Genomic DNA, 14,664 nt, shown 5'->3' with positions numbered 1-14,664 from the left:
GTGTCAGATTCAACCCCGCGGGAGGGCCGGATGCGGATAGGTGAGCTCGCGAAGCGCACGGGAGTCAGCGAACGGTCGCTGCGCTACTACGAGCAGCAGGGGCTGCTGGCGTCCGACCGTACCCCGGGCGGCCACCGCGACTACCCCGAGCGGGCGGTCGACCGGGTGATCCGCATCCAGGAGCTGTTCGCCGCGGGCCTGACCAGCAAGAAGATCGCCCGCCTGCTCCCGTGCATGCGGGACGCGGACGGCGGCCCGTCGGAGATCGCCACCCCCAGGCTTGTCGCCGACCTCGCCGAGGAGCGCGACCGCATCGACCGCATGATCACCGAGCTGGCGAACTCCCGCGACGTCCTCGACGAAGTGATCGACGCCGCCACGGGCCTCCCCGCCCGGCCGTCCGCCTGAGCGGAGTGGTCAGTCCCAGCGGGTGGTGCGCTGCCGCTTGATAGCCGAGCGGCGCTTCTTGTTCTCCAGGCGGCGCTCGTTGATGCCCCGGGGGACCTTCTTCGGGACGCGCTTCTTCGGGGGCGGGGCCGTGGCCTCGGCGAGGAGCGTGGCGAGGCGGGTGCGGGCGGCGTCCCGGTTGCGCTGCTGGGAGCGGTACTCCTCGGCGCGGATGGTGAGGACGCCGCGGACGAGGCGGCCGGAGAGCCGGTCGAGGGCGCGGGCCCGCAGGTGCTCGGGCAGGGACGGCGAGTTCGCCACGTCGAAGGAGAGTTCGGCCGCGGTGGCGCTGGTGTTGACGTGCTGCCCGCCCGGGCCCGAGGAGCGGGAGAAACGCCAGCCGAGCTCGGACTCCGGGATGGAGACCGAGCCGCGGACATGGATCGGGGCGGACATGCCTCCATTGTCGCAAAACCCGGTGATCTTGTCGTTCGATTAACCCCCGGGCTGCGCGGGACGCAAGTGGTTACTTACACTGATCGCCATGACCGACGGACTGTTCCAGGACGACGACCTCATCCGCGTCATCACGAGAGAGGGGGCGCTGATCGCGGCGGGCGGGGCCGCGTCGCTGCTCCAGACGGCGCATCCCAAGGTGGCGCAGGGGGTGTACGACCACAGCTACACCGCGAACGACCCGCTGCGCCGCCTGCGGAACACCATGGGGTGGCTCTACGCGGTGCAGTTCGGGACGCGGGAGGAGGCCGAGACCTTCAGCGCCCTCGTCTCCAGAGGGCACGACACGGTCACCGGGCCCGACTACGAGGCGAACGATCCGGAGTTGCAGGTGTGGGTCGGGGCCACGCTGTTCGCGGTGGCCGCGCAGTTCCACCAGCTGCTCTTCCGGAGGACGCTCAGCGACGCCGAGCTGGAGGAGTTCTACGGGCAGACCAAGATCTACGCCACGATCCTCGGGTGCCCGGAGGAGCGGCTCCCGCGGACGTACCCCGAGTTCCGCCGGTACTACGCGGACATGCTCCAGAGCCTGGAGATCAGCGACGCGTCGCGGGCGGTCGCGCACCAGGTGCTGAATCCGAAGCTGCCGGGCGGGCCGCTCAGCGCGGCCGGGATGGCGGCGATGCGGCTGCTCACCGCTGGGCTGATGCCGGCGCCGATCCGCGAGCAGTACGGATGGACGTGGGACGCCGGGCGCGAGCGCCGCTTCCGGCTCCTGGTCGGCGCGCTGGCCCTGGTGTACCCGCGGCTCCCGCTGCGCGTCCGGACCCTGCCGAGGGAGTACTACATGTTCACCACGCGGCGGATGCTGGCGAAGGTGAAGCGGCGGCCCGCGGTGACGGTGCGGAGCTGAACGGCCGCGCGACCCAGAGCAGCCGCGCGGCCGTTCTCCCTTGCACGGTCCTCCCGAACCCGGCCCGGCCGGAAGGACCCCCTGACCCGGAACTCCGTCCGTCCGCCCGCTCCCCCCAGAGCCCGGAACGGACGGCGATCCCGGGTCAGCCCTTGGCGCCGGCGATGATCTGGCCGGCGGTCTGCTTCGCGGAGTTGACCGGGATGGCGAAGCCGACCCCGATGTTCCCCTCGCTGTTCCCGGCGGTGAGGATGGCGGTGTTGACGCCGATCACCTGGCCGGAGGCGTTCACCAGCGCGCCGCCCGAGTTGCCGGGGTTGATGGCGGCGTCGGTCTGGATGGCGTTCTTGATCACGGTCTGCTGCTGCTGGGACAGCCGCCCGCGCAGGCCCGGCGGCAGTTGAGGGTCGGATTCGCCTTCCTGGATCTCGCGGCCGAGGGCGCTGACGATGCCGGACGTGACCGAGCCGTCCAGCCCGAGCGGGCTGCCCACGGCGAGGACCTGGTCGCCGACGGCCAGCGCGGAGCTGTCGCCGAGCGTCGCCGGCTTCAGGCCCGACACGCCCTCCGCCTTGATCACAGCGATGTCGTCGCGGCTCTGGGCGCCGAGGACGCGGGCGGACGCCGTCCTGCCGTCGCTGAACTTCACCGCGACCTGCCGCGCGCCCGACACCACGTGCGCGTTCGTCATGATGACGCCGTCCGAGCGCAGGATCACGCCCGACCCTCCGGAGGTGCCGCCCGGCACCTGCGCCTGGATCGACACCACGCTCGGCTGGACGGCCGCCGCGACCTGCGCGGTCGTCCCGCCCTTGGCGGAGGTGCCCGACACGGCCGTCGGGCTCGAATAGACCGTGCTCTCGTGCGCGACCGCCAGCGCCATCGCCGCGCCGGCCGTCCCCGCGCCGAGGGCCAGCGCCAGGGCGGCCCCCGCCGCCAGGAGCTTGCGGCGCGCCGTGCCGAACGGGCCCGGACGCGGCTCCGCCGGCGGCGGGACGCTCCCCGCCCACGGGGCGTGGGCGAAGCCCGGCTGGACGGGCTCCCAGGGCGGCTGCTGCGGCCGGTCGGCGTTCATGTGGATCCCCTGTCGTCTCTCTCACCATCGACAGTGCGGCAGGGGGCTGCAGGGCCCCTGCAACCAACCTGAGAGTGTGCTGAACGCCGATATGTCATGAAAACCGCGGCCGAGGAACGGGCGGCGCGCCGTCCCCCGGCCGCGGTGCCCGCCCCCGGCCTTCGTGCTGGCCAGGGCGCGTACTCCCGGCCCCCGTCGAGACCGGGGCGCGCCCTGTGCGAGCCACCTAAGCGCACCCGCCTGAAGGTTTCCTGAAAGCGCGCCGCGAATTCCCGCTAGTCGTCGGACAGCGGCAGGACGACCCGGAACGTCGCGCCCTCGCCCGGTGCGGAGTCGGCCTCGACGGTGCCCTCGTGCGCGGCGACGAGCGCGGCGACGATGGCGAGACCGAGGCCCGCGCCGCCGTGGTCGCGGGAGCGGGCGTCGTCGGCGCGGTAGAACCGCTCGAAGACGCGCTCCGCCTGCTCGGGCGAGAGGCCCGGCCCCTCGTCCGCGACGGCGACGACCGCGGCCGGCGACCCGCGCAGCGTCCCGGGGGAGAGCCGCACCTCGACCGGCGTGCCCTCCGGCGTGTGCGCGATCGCGTTGCCGAGCAGGTTCCCCAGGACCTGGCGCAGCCGCGGCTCGTCCCCGAGCACCTGGTACGCCAGGCCTCCCTCGACGGACAGGTCGATGGTGCGCTCGGGCGCGAGGACCCTGGCCTCCTGGACGGAGTCGGCGGCGACGGCGAGCAGGTCCACCGGGCGGCGCTCGATCGGCCGCTGCCGGTCCAGGCGGGCGAGCAGCAGCAGGTCCTCCACGAGCAGGCCCATCCGGGACGCGGTCTCCTCGATCCGGCCGATCAGCCGGTCCAGCTCCGCCGGACTCCGGGCCGCGCCCTGCCGGTAGAACTCGGCGAAGCCGCGGATCGCGGTCAGCGGGGTGCGCAGTTCGTGGCTGGCGTCCGCGACGAACCGCCGCATCCGCTCCTCCGACCGCAGCGCCGTCTCCTCCGAGCGCCGCGCCGCCGCCTCCGACTCCGCGCGGGCGCCGAACGCCGCCTCGATCTGCCCGAGCATGGTGTTCAGCGACCGGCCGAGCCGGCCCATCTCGGTCCGCGGATCGGCCTGCGGGACGCGCCGGGACAGGTCGCCCGCCGCGATCGCGCCCGCCGTCTCCTCCACCGCCGACAGCGGGCGCAGGCTCGCCCGGACGACCCACACGCCGAGCACGACCAGCACGGCCAGCACCAGCAGCCCCACGATCGCGTCGATCGCCACCAGCCGCCGGACCGTCCGGTCGATCTCGTCCATGCTGAACGCGAGGACGATCAGGGCGCCGCCGGGGATCGGCTCGGCGAGGATCCGCCAGGTGGAGCCGCCCGTCCCCGACACCGTGAACGGCCGGTCGATGCGCCCGGTCAGGTTGGCCGGGAGCCGCGGATGGCCGGACTCGCTCCACGCCTCGTTCTGCCCGAGCGGGCGCCCGTCGGTGGTGCGGACCTGCCCGTACATCTCGCTCGGGATGCGCACCGTGATCTGCGTCTGCCCGCGCCGCAGCTGCGGGACGACCTGGTCGATCGCCCGCCCGACCGAGCCGCGCAGCTGGTCGTCGGCGCGCCCGACGAGGTACTGCCGCAGCACCGACGCGCCCGCCGCGCTCATCACCGTCATCCCGAGCGTGACGAGGACGAGCATCCCGGCGAGCAGCTTGACGCGCAGCGACGTCCGGCCCCACAGCCGCTCGATGCCCCCGAACGGGTGCCGCTCCCCGGCGATGACGCCCCCCGGCGCCGGACGTGCCGCCGGCGCCGGGACCCGCGCGGCCATCAGCCCGTTCTCGACGGCTCGCGCAACACGTAGCCCACACCGCGCAGGGTGTGGATGAGGCGCGGCTCGGTGTTGTCCACCTTGCGGCGCAGCGCGGAGACGTACGACTCGACGATGCCCGCGTCGCCGCGGAAGTCGTAGTTCCACACGTGGTCGAGGATCTGCGCCTTGGACACGACGCGGCCCGCGTTGGCCATGAAGTAGCGCAGCAGCTTGAACTCCGTCGGCGACAGCTGGATCGCCTTGCCGCCGCGCCACACCTCGTGGCTGTCCTCGTCCAGCTCGACGTCCGCGAACACCATCCGCGGCGGCGGCTCGGTCACGCCGCCGCGGAACCGCCGCAGGACGGCGCGGATGCGGGCGATGACCTCCTCCAGGCTGAACGGCTTGGTGACGTAGTCGTCGCCGCCGATCGTCAGCCCCTTGATGCGGTCCTGGACGGCGTCCCGCGCGGTGAGGAAGAGCACGGGGGTGTGGTCGCCGCCGGACCGCAGCCGCCGCGCGACGTCGAACCCGTCGATGTCGGGCAGCATCACGTCCAGGACGATGAGGTCGGGGCGGTGCCGCCGCGCCGCCTGCACCGCGTCCGCGCCGTTGGTGGCGGTGACCACGTCGAATCCGGTGAAGCGGAGGCTGCCGGCGAGGAGTTCCAGGATGTTGGGCTCGTCCTCGACGACGAGCAGTGTCGCTTCTGACGCCTTAGTGCCGTTCGCCGTACGTTCAACCACTGTGCACAGTCCCCCTCCACATCATCGCAGAGATTCCCATCCCAACCTGAATGTCCCCTGAATGCGCGCAGAGGATCGGTTGAGCGTCCGCGGCGGGGCGTCCTGGAAGGCGCGTGCTACTGGCGGAGTGCGCGGATGGCCCGCATGGCCTCCTTGCGGGCCTCCCCGGACAGGACGTCGATGTAGACCTTCCCCTCCAGGTGGCCGCACTCGTGCTGGAGGCAGCGGGCGAAGTAGCCGGTGCCCTCGACGCGGACGGGCTTGCCCTTCATGTCCACGCCCTCGACGACGGCGTGCGAGTACCGGGGGGTGTCGAACCGCATCCCGGGGACGGACAGGCAGCCTTCCGACTCGACGAGCACGTCCCCGTCGGCGGCGACGAGCGTCGGGTTGACGACGTGGCCGATGTGCCGGCGCCCCTTGTCGTCCTCGCAGTCGTAGACGAAGATCCGCAGGCCGACGCCGATCTGGTTGCCGGCGAGCCCGGCGCCGTCCTCCTCGTACATGGTGACGAACATGTCGTCGACGAGGCGTTCCAGCGACTGGTCGAACGTCCGGACCGGGTCGCACTCGGTGCGCAGGACCGGGTCCCCGAGCAGCCTGACCGGACGTGCGGTTCCGCGGCGCGTGTGGGTCCTCTTGCTCACCCGGAAGATCCTATAGAACGCGTCAGGCGGCGCGTCCGGGCCGTTCGGACCGGACGCGCCGCCTGACCGCGCGCGAGCGCCTTACAACTCGATGGGGCCGCGGGGCTGCTGCGGCGGGATGGGGGCCGTGGAGGGGCCGCCGGAGTCGTCGGCGGGACGCGCGGGCTTGGGCTGCTGCTGCGGGGCGGGCTGCGCCGGGGCGTCGGCGGCCGGGGACGGCTCCGGCTTCTTGACCGGGGGCGCGGTCTGCGGCGGGCTCGCCGGGGCGGCGGGCGCGGCCGCCGGGGCCGGCTTGGCCGTGGCCGGCGGGGTCGGCTTGGCCGTGGCCGGCGGGGTCGCCGGGGCCGGCTTGGCCGCGGCCGGCGTCGGCTTCGGACCGGTGGACGTGGAGGACGGGGCCGCGGACGGCGTCGCGGGCTTGGCCGCCGGGGCGGGCTGCGCGGGCGGCGCCTGCTTGGCCTGCGCGCGGGCCGGCGGGCTCTGCCGGACGGCGTCCTCGACCATCTTCTCCAGCGGGCCCGCCTCGTTCTCGGCGGTGAGCAGCCGGTGCAGGGTGTCGCTGATCTCGGTGAGCCGCTGCAGGGCCTGGGTGTGGTTCTTGGTGAGCGCCGTGAGCCGCTGCGTCGCGCCCTCGTTGATCACGCTGGCCCGGCGCTCGGACGCGGTGAGGGTGCGCTCGGCCTCCAGCCGCGCGCTGGTCACCGTCTGCTCGGCCTCCTGCTTGGCGGACGACAGGACGCTCTCCGACTCCTTCTTGGCCGAGGCCAGCATGGTGTCGGCCTTCTCCTGCGCCTGGCCGAGGTTCTTCTCGGCGTGCGCGCGGGCGTCGTCGATGATGCGCTTGGACTCCTGCTCGGCGTCCTGGCGGATCTCGTTGCCCTTGGCCTCGGCCTCGGCGATCTTGTCCTGGGCCTCGTCCTCGGCGAGGTTGATGATCTGGCGGAGCCGGTCGCTCAGGTCGTCGCCGGTCGGCTTGCGGGCCTCCCGGACCTCGGCCATCTCGCGGCGGATCCGCTCGATCTCGTCCTGCGCGCGAGCGAGCCGCGCCTCCAGTTCGCGGTGCTTCTGCTGGGCGCGGGCGATGTAGTCGTCGACCTGGCGGCGGTTGTAGCCGCGCATGACGATCTCGAAGGACTCTTCTTGGAGGAGGTTCGGCAGGATTTCGGCTTCGTTGCTCATGGTGCCTTGGGGGGTCGTTGGCGGGGATCACCCCGTCAGGGTCGGCCAGAATGCGATCCTCGCCCGCCGGTGAGCTGCCCACGGTGGGGAGACGTCGGAACCGACTCTTGTCCGGTCCACCCCATTCGCGCAACCGGAACACGCGTCTCGCTGCAGTTTCTTCATATGGACGGCGGCGACAAAGTACCCGAACTCCGGCGAAAAGGTGTCAAGGGGCGGCGGCTACCATCGGCGCCATGAGCTACCTGGGAACGCTGGGCGGGGACAGTCCGACGATCGATCCGACCGCGTGGGTCGCGCCCGGCGCGGTCGTCGTCGGACGGGTGACGCTGGGGCGCGCGTCCAGTGTCTGGTACGGCTCGGTGCTCCGCGGCGACGACGAGGAGATCGTGGTCGGCGACGAGTGCAACATCCAGGACCTCAGCTGCCTGCACTCCGACCCCGGGCTGCCCGCCGTCCTGGAGGACCGCGTCAGCCTCGGCCACAAGGCGATGGTGCACGGCGCCCACATCGAGACGGGCTCGCTCGTCGGGATCGGCGCCATCGTGCTGAACGGCGCCCGCGTCGGCTCCGGGACGCTCATCGCGGCGGGCGCCCTCGTCCCGCCCGGCAAGAAGATCCCCTCCGGGGTGCTGGTCGCCGGGACGCCCGGCAAGATCGTCCGGGAACTGACCGACGACGACCGGGCGGTGCTGGAGTACACCCCCGATACCTATGTGAAGAAGGCCGAGCGGCACCGCACCGCGGAGTGGCGGTGACCTAGGGCCGAATTGAGGCCCTTCTGACCTGCGAGGACGCGGCTCCGCGGCCGATGGGGGCCGTTCCGGCCGGTTTCTGCTGACTACGATGACCATCGTGGTGTGGGGACCGGGCTATGGCAGTGCTCCGCCGCCCAGCCCCCAGGCGGGGCAGGATCCGTTCGCGGAGGCGGAGCGCGACACGAGGGCGATGGTGGCCGCCGCATGGTGGCCGTCGGCGCCGCCGCAGCAGCGCCATCACGCCATCGCCGGCCGCATGCTCGTCCTCCCGGACGGGACGTGGTGGCTGTTCGGGGCGTGGGCCCGCTGGTACCGGCTGCACCCGTCCGACGGGCAGTGGTACCTGTGCCCGCCGCCGCGCATCCCCGCCGTCCGGATGGCGGCGCGGTCCGCGCAGCAGGGGCAGGCGCAGGTGCCCGCGCTGCCGCCGCACGTCATCCCCGCCGGGCCCGACTTCTCCTACGACCCGCCGACCGGGCTGCCCTTCGTCGCGCACGGGTTCGCGACCGAGCTGACCTCCCGCGTCCGGTCGACCGTCGAGTCCGCCGCCACCCTGCCCGCCCCCGACTACCCGCACTGGTGGCGGGAGTTCACGAGCGAGACGCCGTCCACGGTCGCCGTCGCGTGGGGCGTGATGCTGTGGTGCTCGGCCGCGCCCGCCTTCGACTCGCGGCTGGACGCGCAGATGCTCGACCTCTGGAAGCCCTACCGCGCCCGGCCCCTCCCCGACGTCGACGGCCCGCGCTGGCTCACCCCGCCCGCCCTGGAGACCCTCGTCGCGCTGTACTCCGAGCGCCTGCGGGCCAGCCGGGTGGACGCGGCGGTCGTCGTCCTGCGGACGATGTGGGCCGTCGCCAGCGCGCTGCGCGACGACGTCCGCTTCCAGGCCAGGGCCGACGCGCTGCTCGCCATCCTCGGCGCCACGCTCACCAACCCGACCGTCGACTACGGGGCGCTGCCCTACGGCGACCAGGCGATCGTCCAGCAGTGGCTGACGCGGTGCCCGCCCAACCTCGTCCCCGCGCTGCGGAACGAGAGCTCCCCGGGCGACAACTTCCGGCACGCCTTCTACACGCTGAGCGAGCTGATCGCCGAGCTCTCGGGCGACCCCGCCGAACCGGCCTACATCGAGCCCCGGCTGGTCGCCGCCGCGCTGCTCGCCGCCGACCTGGACGTCGTCCGCAAGGACATGGTGGGCACCATCGTCCCCTGGCTCGACCCCGAGATCCGCTACACCGTGCAGGCGGTGTCGGAGCAGAAGGGGCATCCGCTGCGCCGCCTCTGGCCGCAGGACATGCGCCTTCCGGAACCGCTGCGGTCCGCGGCCGGGTCGGGGCCCGGCGCCGAGTCGCTGCTCGCCGCGACGTACGAGGTCGACCTGGCCTGGTGCCGGCTCGGCGGCATGCCCGCCCGGCCCCGCGGCTTCCCCGTCCCGACCGCGGTCATCGCCGGGATGATCGGACGCAACCGGGCCCGCGCCACGGCCGCCGCGCCGACGTCCACGCCGCCGCCCAACCCCGCGCCGCAGCCGTCCCCGTTCAACATGCAGAGCCAGCCCGGCCTCGCGCCCGGCGCTGCGCCCCAGGCGCAGGCGCCGTCCGGGCCGGACCGCCCGTTCGTCCAGCCGCCCGCCCAGCCCGGCCTGGAGAACGCCCCCGGACCGGTCGCGCAGCCCCCGGCGCCGCAGGCGGCGTTCGACTCCCCGGGGTTCGCGCCCCCTGACCCGATGATCGGCGGGGCCTCGCCTGCGGAGGAGGAGAAGGACGAGGGGAGCGCCGCGCCGCCGTACACCGAACTCGGGTTCCAGCGCCCCGCGCCGATGCAGAGTCCCGCCCCCGCGCAGAATCCGGCGCCCGCCCCGATGCAGAGCCCGCCGCCCGTGCAGAATCCGGCGCCCGCGCCGATGCAGGCGCCGCCGCCCCAGCCGCCCGCGCCCCAACCACCTGCGCCCCAACCACCTGCGCCCCAGCCGCCCGCGCCCGAGCCGGTGCAGGCGAGCCCCGCGCCCGCCGCCCAGCAGCCGGCCGGCGGCTTCTCCCCGCCCGAGGAGGAGAAGCAGGACGAGAACTTCGTGCCGCCGTACACGCAGCTGGGCTACCAGCCGGCGGGCTCCGCACCGGCGCCCCCGCCGAACGTCCAGTCGCCGAGCCCCGTCCCGCCCCCGCCGGAGCCGCAGCAGCCGCCGCAACCGCAACCGCAACCGCAGCCGCAGCAGCAGGCGTTCGACCCGTTCGCGACCCGGGTGGAAGACCAGGCGGGCTCGCCGCAGGCCGGCGCGCCCGTCCCTTCCGCGTCACCGCAACCGGGCCGGCCCCCCGGCACGCGCGTCCTCGGCCCGGGCGACCTTGAGGACGACCAGCAGCCCGTGCCGCCGCAACCCGTCCCGGGAGCAGGTCCCGGGACGAAGGTCATGTCCAAGACGATGGTCGGCGATTTCGACTTCCTGGACGACACGCCGTCGCCCGAGCAGCCCGTCCACGAGATCCCGCCGCCGCGCGACCGCAGCACCCGCCGCGTTCTGGAGCGGTTCGGGTTCGGCTTCCTGTACGGCGAGCACGACGCCGCCGCGTTCCTCGGCGACCTGCGCGCGCAGGCCGAGGAGTGGAACGCACCGGCGGGCGAGGAGGTCGAGCGGACCCGGGTGGACGGCGCCCCCAGCTCGATCAGGTCCGGGGTCCCCGGCGTGCTGCTGGTCGGCGCGCCCCACTCCGGGCAGCGCCGGCTGTCCCGGATGATCGCGCTGACGCTGGCCAACGCGGGCCTCGGCGACGGCTCGATCCGCGCGCACGACGCCGAGGACGTCCGCAACGCGCCGCCGGAGCGGATCGGCCGGCTGCTCGGGCAGCCCGGCCCGGTGATCCTCTTCGAGCGGCTGGACGTGGCCATCGCCGGCGCGGCGGACCCGGCCGCGGTCGTCGGGGCGGTGCGCCGCGCCCGCCGCGACCCGGTGAACACGACGCCGGTGATCGCGACGTGCGAGCCGCGGGCGTACAAGCGCCTGCTCCAGGAGCACCCGAGGCTCGTGCAGGCGTTCCGCGTCCACCGGCTGCCCGACTTCTCCGATCTCGACAACCGGATGACGCTGCTGCACCTGCTGGCGGACGAGCGGCGCGTCACGATCGGGGCGGCGGCGCTGGAAGTCGCGCGGGCCGACCTGGAGCGGCTCCGCGGTCCGGGCGATCTGGTCAACGCGCGCCTGGTCGAGGCGTACCTGGACCAGGCCGCCCAGCGGAACATGGAGCGCGCGGGGGCGTCCCACGACCGGCTCGTGCTGACCCCCGACGACCTCGCGGGTGTGGCCGAGGGGATCGAGCCGGCCCTGCGCCCGCCCGGCGACATCGACGGGTACCTGCGGCAGCTCGACCAGCTCACCGGGCTGGACGAGGTCAAGGCGGCCGTGCTGGAGATGGCCGACGAGGCCGGGCTCGCGGCCGACCGGGCGCGGTACGGGGTGTCCGGCGGCGACCCGCAGCACCTGGTCTTCGTCGGGCCGCCGGGGACGGGCAAGACGACCGTGGCGGGCCTGGTCGGCGGCATCTACGCTGCGCTGGGGCGGCTGAACTCGGGGCACGTGGTGGCGTGCCGTCCCGTCCATCTGGCGGGACGCGACCGCGTCGACACCGAGAACCGGGTCGCGGGTATGGTCGACCAGGCCCTCGGCGGCGTGCTGCTCATCCAGGAGGCGTACCGGCTCAACCGGTCCCCGGCCGTGGTGGCCGAGCTGCTGCGCCGCATGAACCAGGGGGGCTCCCGGTTCACCGTGATCTGCACCAGCCCGGCGGCGGAGATGGAGGGCTTCCTCGCGGGCAACCCCGCGTTCCGCGCCGAGTTCGGCCGGATCCTGGAGTTCACCCCGATGGGCGACCGCGAGCTGGTCCAGCTGTTCCAGAGCTACGCCGAGCGCGACCTCTACATGCTGGACGAGGAACTGCGCGTCGAGCTGCTGAGCCGGTTCGCGCGGATGCGCGAGGACCAGCGGTTCGCCTACGCGCGCACGGTCAGGGCGCTGTTCGAGCAGACGGTCGCGCGGCAGGCGGCCCGGCTGGCCGGCGCCGACGTCAACGCGGCCACCGTGGCCCGCCTGACGGCCCGTGACCTGCCCGAATCGACGCTGGAGCAGATGCTCGGCGACTTCCGCCCGGGGGGCTGACCGGACCCGTCCGTCCCGGAAGTAATAGGACATCCGCATCATATGCGGATGACCCGGGAAGGCTACACAACCCGGGGTGCGTCCCCTCCGGAGCCGCCGGGAGCGGCGGCCGGGGCGCCGGGCCGTCCCCCGGACGGACAGGGTCGGAGTGGCCCGCGAATGGCCCTCTTGGGTCATGTGCGCGCCGGGGTCGGGCGCGTAGCCTCGACCTCGGGTGTGGGGAACGAACGGAGGTGGACGCGGTGCGCCAGAATCTCGATCTGCGCGTCCACGACCGTGTTGCGCTGGACGAGATCGAACTCTATGCCGAGATGCTCAGTGCGGTGGCGGCGGCGGAACGGCCGCTGACCGTCGCGGAGATCGACATGGTGCTCGGAGTGCGGTCCGACGAAGCCGGTCGTCGTGAGCTGACGCCACAGGATTGATCACCGCCTGCCGGGGACGCCGATTGAGGGCGTCCCCGGTTCGTCTTTTCAGACACACCGAAGCCCGTGCCGGGTTCTGCCGTAACCGGATGCTCTATGTAGCGGTAATGTAACGAATCTCACTACTGATCAACAACGCCGCGCAGGTAGGCCGCCTGCCGGCCCCCGGCCCCGCGGGCGTTGCGCCAGATAGGGGGAGTCCGCGCGGGTATGTACCTGGTGATCCAGGGCAATCATGTAGGTGAGAGGATGGCGGACACCAGCAGAAGCTGGGGCAAAGGTTCTTTTTACGGCTGGTAGCGCCTACGATCCTCTGCGGACTGTTCCGGCACATCAGGAGAACGACGTGCGCTTGCGTCTCACGCCGCGTGAGGACAGCTTCTACGACATGTTCGCCGACTCGGCGAACAACCTGGTCACCGGCGCCAGGCTGCTCGTGGAACTCATCAGCGACGGCTCCGACCGGGCCGCGATCGCCGAGAAGATGCGCGCCTGCGAGCATGCGGGCGACGAATGCACTCACGCGATCATGCGGCGGCTGAACGAAACATTCATCACCCCCTTCGACCGCGAGGACATCTACCGGCTGGCGTCCGACATCGACGACGTGATGGACGAGATGGAGGAGGCCGCCGACCTCGTCGTGCTGTACAAGATCGATGAGTTCCCCAAGGGCATCGTCCACATGGTGGAGGTGCTGGAACGGGCCGCCGAGCTGACCGCGGAGGCGATGCCGCGGCTGCGCTCGATGAAGGAGCTCAACGAGTACTGGATCGAGATCAACCGGCTCGAGAACCAGGGCGACCAGGTCTACCGCAAGCTGCTGGCACAGCTGTTCAGCGGCGAGTACGACACCTTGACCGTGCTGAAGCTGAAGCAGGTCATCGACCGGCTGGAGGACGCCGCCGACGCGTTCGAGCACGTCGCCAACACGGTCGAGACCATCGCGGTCAAGGAATCATGAGCACGGCCGATGACTCCGGCGTGACCCTCACCCGCGAACCGTCGGCCGGCGCCGAGGAGACGCTGGGGGAGCAGGCGACCCGCCGGGTGACGGGCCGTGCCTGGCTCCTGCTGCTGGCCGGCGTGCTGGTGGTCATGGTCGCGGGGGCGCTCGGCCTCCGCACCGACGCGCAGATGGCGGTCCTCGTCCTCGTCGTCGTCGTGGCCCTGGTGTTCGACTACACCAACGGGTTCCACGACGCGGCGAACGCGATCGCCACGGCGGTGTCCACCCGGGCGCTGACCCCCCGGGTCGCGCTCGGCATGGCCGCCGCCATGAACATGGTCGGCGCCCTCCTCGGCGTCGGGGTGGCCAAGACCGTCAGCGAGGTCATCACCCCGCCGAGCGGCCTGCACGGCCTCACCGTGGTCGCCGCCGGCGTGCTCGGCGCGATCACCTGGAACCTGATCACCTGGTACTTCGGCCTGCCGTCGTCGTCCTCGCACGCCCTGATCGGCGGCGTGGTCGGCGCCGGGCTGGCGTCGATGTCGTCGGTCAACTGGCACAGCGTGATCGACAAGGTCGCCATCCCGATGGTGGTCTCGCCCGTGGTCGGGTTCTGCCTCGCCTACCTGACCATGGTGGCGATCCTGTGGATCTTCCGGCGCGCCAACCCGAGCCGGGTCGGGCGCCGCTTCCGCATCGCGCAGACGATGTCGGCGGCGTCCCTCGCGCTCGGCCACGGCCTCCAGGACGCCCAGAAGACGATGGGCATCATCGTGCTCGCGCTCGTCACGACCGGGCACGCGGACGGCAGCACGGTCCCCTGGTGGGTCGTGATCGTGTGCGCCGGGGCGCTGTCCGCGGGCACCTACGCGGGCGGCTGGCGCATCATGCGCACGCTGGGCCGCAAGGTCATCGAGGTCGATCCGCCGAAGGGCTTCGCCGCCGAAGCGACGGCCTCCGTGGTCCTCTACGCCACCGCGTTCATCTGGCACGCTCCAATCTCCACCACCCACACGATCACCTCGGCGATCATGGGGTCGGGCGCCACCAAGCGGCTCTCCGCGGTCCGGTGGGGCGTCGCCGGCAACATCCTCGTCGCCTGGGTGCTCACCATGCCGATGGCCGCGGCCGTGGCCGCCGTCGTCTACTGGCTCGTCCACCTCTTCGGGGCCTGATCACGCCGACGGCC

13 protein-coding genes are annotated in these 14,664 nt (G+C 72.9%); 7 read left to right on the top strand and 6 right to left on the bottom strand.

Annotated elements, in window-relative coordinates; translation table 11 throughout:
* The first annotated feature begins 30 nt into the window (after nucleotides 1-30).
* Nucleotides 31-408 (top strand): MerR family transcriptional regulator, encoded by a 378-nt coding sequence (locus ABGB11_RS24880; protein ID WP_347636406.1) that lies wholly within the window; start codon nucleotides 31-33, stop codon nucleotides 406-408.
* Nucleotides 409-417: 9 nt separating this feature from the next.
* On the opposite strand, the gene arfB is transcribed toward ABGB11_RS24880, so the two are convergent.
* Nucleotides 418-843 carry an alternative ribosome rescue aminoacyl-tRNA hydrolase ArfB gene (gene arfB / locus ABGB11_RS24875; RefSeq protein WP_347636405.1) on the bottom strand — a complete coding sequence of 142 codons (426 nt, stop codon included), beginning with the start codon at nucleotides 841-843 and terminating at the stop codon, nucleotides 418-420.
* 88 nt (nucleotides 844-931) lie between these two features.
* Here arfB and ABGB11_RS24870 point away from each other — a divergent pair, with 88 nt between their 5' ends.
* Nucleotides 932-1,756: an oxygenase MpaB family protein gene (locus ABGB11_RS24870; RefSeq protein ID WP_347636403.1), complete on the top strand. Its 825-nt coding sequence runs from the start codon at nucleotides 932-934 to the stop codon at nucleotides 1,754-1,756.
* Nucleotides 1,757-1,901: 145 nt separating this feature from the next.
* Here ABGB11_RS24870 and ABGB11_RS24865 read toward each other — a convergent pair whose 3' ends face one another.
* The 5 genes from ABGB11_RS24865 to ABGB11_RS24845 all read right to left on the bottom strand — a co-directional run bounded on the left by ABGB11_RS24865 (nucleotide 1,902) and on the right by ABGB11_RS24845 (nucleotide 7,193).
* Nucleotides 1,902-2,831 (bottom strand): trypsin-like peptidase domain-containing protein, encoded by a 930-nt coding sequence (locus ABGB11_RS24865; RefSeq protein ID WP_347636402.1) that lies wholly within the window; start codon nucleotides 2,829-2,831, stop codon nucleotides 1,902-1,904.
* A 275-nt stretch (nucleotides 2,832-3,106) separates the two neighbouring features.
* On the bottom strand, nucleotides 3,107-4,639 hold the full coding sequence (locus ABGB11_RS24860; RefSeq protein WP_347636401.1) for an ATP-binding protein: 1,533 nt from the start codon (nucleotides 4,637-4,639) through the stop codon (nucleotides 3,107-3,109).
* Nucleotides 4,639-5,367, bottom strand: a complete 729-nt coding sequence (locus ABGB11_RS24855; protein ID WP_347636399.1) for a response regulator transcription factor — start codon at nucleotides 5,365-5,367, stop codon at nucleotides 4,639-4,641. Before ABGB11_RS24855 ends, ABGB11_RS24860 begins: the two co-directional genes overlap by 1 nt.
* 116 nt (nucleotides 5,368-5,483) lie before the next feature.
* Complete coding sequence (gene def / locus ABGB11_RS24850; RefSeq protein WP_347636398.1) at nucleotides 5,484-6,014, bottom strand: peptide deformylase; 531 nt, start codon at nucleotides 6,012-6,014, stop codon at nucleotides 5,484-5,486.
* A gap of 81 nt (nucleotides 6,015-6,095) precedes the next feature.
* Nucleotides 6,096-7,193 (bottom strand): DivIVA domain-containing protein, encoded by a 1,098-nt coding sequence (locus ABGB11_RS24845; protein WP_347636397.1) that lies wholly within the window; start codon nucleotides 7,191-7,193, stop codon nucleotides 6,096-6,098.
* Nucleotides 7,194-7,429: 236 nt separating this feature from the next.
* Between ABGB11_RS24845 and ABGB11_RS24840 the strand changes: the two genes are divergently transcribed.
* From ABGB11_RS24840 to ABGB11_RS24820, 5 genes are all read left to right on the top strand, one after another.
* Nucleotides 7,430-7,951: a gamma carbonic anhydrase family protein gene (locus ABGB11_RS24840; RefSeq protein WP_347636395.1), complete on the top strand. Its 522-nt coding sequence runs from the start codon at nucleotides 7,430-7,432 to the stop codon at nucleotides 7,949-7,951.
* A gap of 88 nt (nucleotides 7,952-8,039) precedes the next feature.
* The gene (locus tag ABGB11_RS24835; protein WP_347636394.1) at nucleotides 8,040-12,101 is read left to right on the top strand and encodes an AAA family ATPase; all 4,062 of its coding nucleotides are present in this window, start codon (nucleotides 8,040-8,042) and stop codon (nucleotides 12,099-12,101) included.
* A gap of 233 nt (nucleotides 12,102-12,334) precedes the next feature.
* Entirely contained in the window at nucleotides 12,335-12,526 is a 192-nt protein-coding gene (locus ABGB11_RS24830; protein ID WP_021597037.1) for a hypothetical protein, read from the top strand.
* A 346-nt stretch (nucleotides 12,527-12,872) separates the two neighbouring features.
* Complete coding sequence (locus ABGB11_RS24825; RefSeq protein WP_347636392.1) at nucleotides 12,873-13,490, top strand: DUF47 family protein; 618 nt, start codon at nucleotides 12,873-12,875, stop codon at nucleotides 13,488-13,490.
* A 173-nt stretch (nucleotides 13,491-13,663) separates the two neighbouring features.
* Complete coding sequence (locus ABGB11_RS24820) at nucleotides 13,664-14,650, top strand: inorganic phosphate transporter (protein ID WP_347636460.1); 987 nt, start codon at nucleotides 13,664-13,666, stop codon at nucleotides 14,648-14,650.
* The last annotated feature ends 14 nt before the right edge of the window (nucleotides 14,651-14,664 follow it).

It is taken from the genome of Actinomadura sp. B10D3 (genome assembly GCF_039871695.1).
In the GTDB taxonomy this organism is placed as follows: domain Bacteria; phylum Actinomycetota; class Actinomycetes; order Streptosporangiales; family Streptosporangiaceae; genus Spirillospora; species Spirillospora madurae.
The sequence above is the reverse complement of the archived record's forward strand: the minus strand, read 5'-3'. Positions and strand labels throughout refer to the sequence as shown.

Coding starts and splice junctions, on each gene's coding strand:
- ABGB11_RS24880 (WP_347636406.1), top strand. CDS start 31: ATGCGGATAGGTGAGCTCGCGAAGCGCACGGGAGTCAGCGAACGGTCG.
- arfB (WP_347636405.1), bottom strand. CDS start 843: ATGTCCGCCCCGATCCATGTCCGCGGCTCGGTCTCCATCCCGGAGTCC.
- ABGB11_RS24870 (WP_347636403.1), top strand. CDS start 932: ATGACCGACGGACTGTTCCAGGACGACGACCTCATCCGCGTCATCACG.
- ABGB11_RS24865 (WP_347636402.1), bottom strand. CDS start 2,831: ATGAACGCCGACCGGCCGCAGCAGCCGCCCTGGGAGCCCGTCCAGCCG.
- ABGB11_RS24860 (WP_347636401.1), bottom strand. CDS start 4,639: ATGGCCGCGCGGGTCCCGGCGCCGGCGGCACGTCCGGCGCCGGGGGGC.
- ABGB11_RS24845 (WP_347636397.1), bottom strand. CDS start 7,193: ATGAGCAACGAAGCCGAAATCCTGCCGAACCTCCTCCAAGAAGAGTCC.
- ABGB11_RS24840 (WP_347636395.1), top strand. CDS start 7,430: ATGAGCTACCTGGGAACGCTGGGCGGGGACAGTCCGACGATCGATCCG.
- ABGB11_RS24835 (WP_347636394.1), top strand. CDS start 8,040: ATGACCATCGTGGTGTGGGGACCGGGCTATGGCAGTGCTCCGCCGCCC.
- ABGB11_RS24820 (WP_347636460.1), top strand. CDS start 13,664: ATGGCGGTCCTCGTCCTCGTCGTCGTCGTGGCCCTGGTGTTCGACTAC.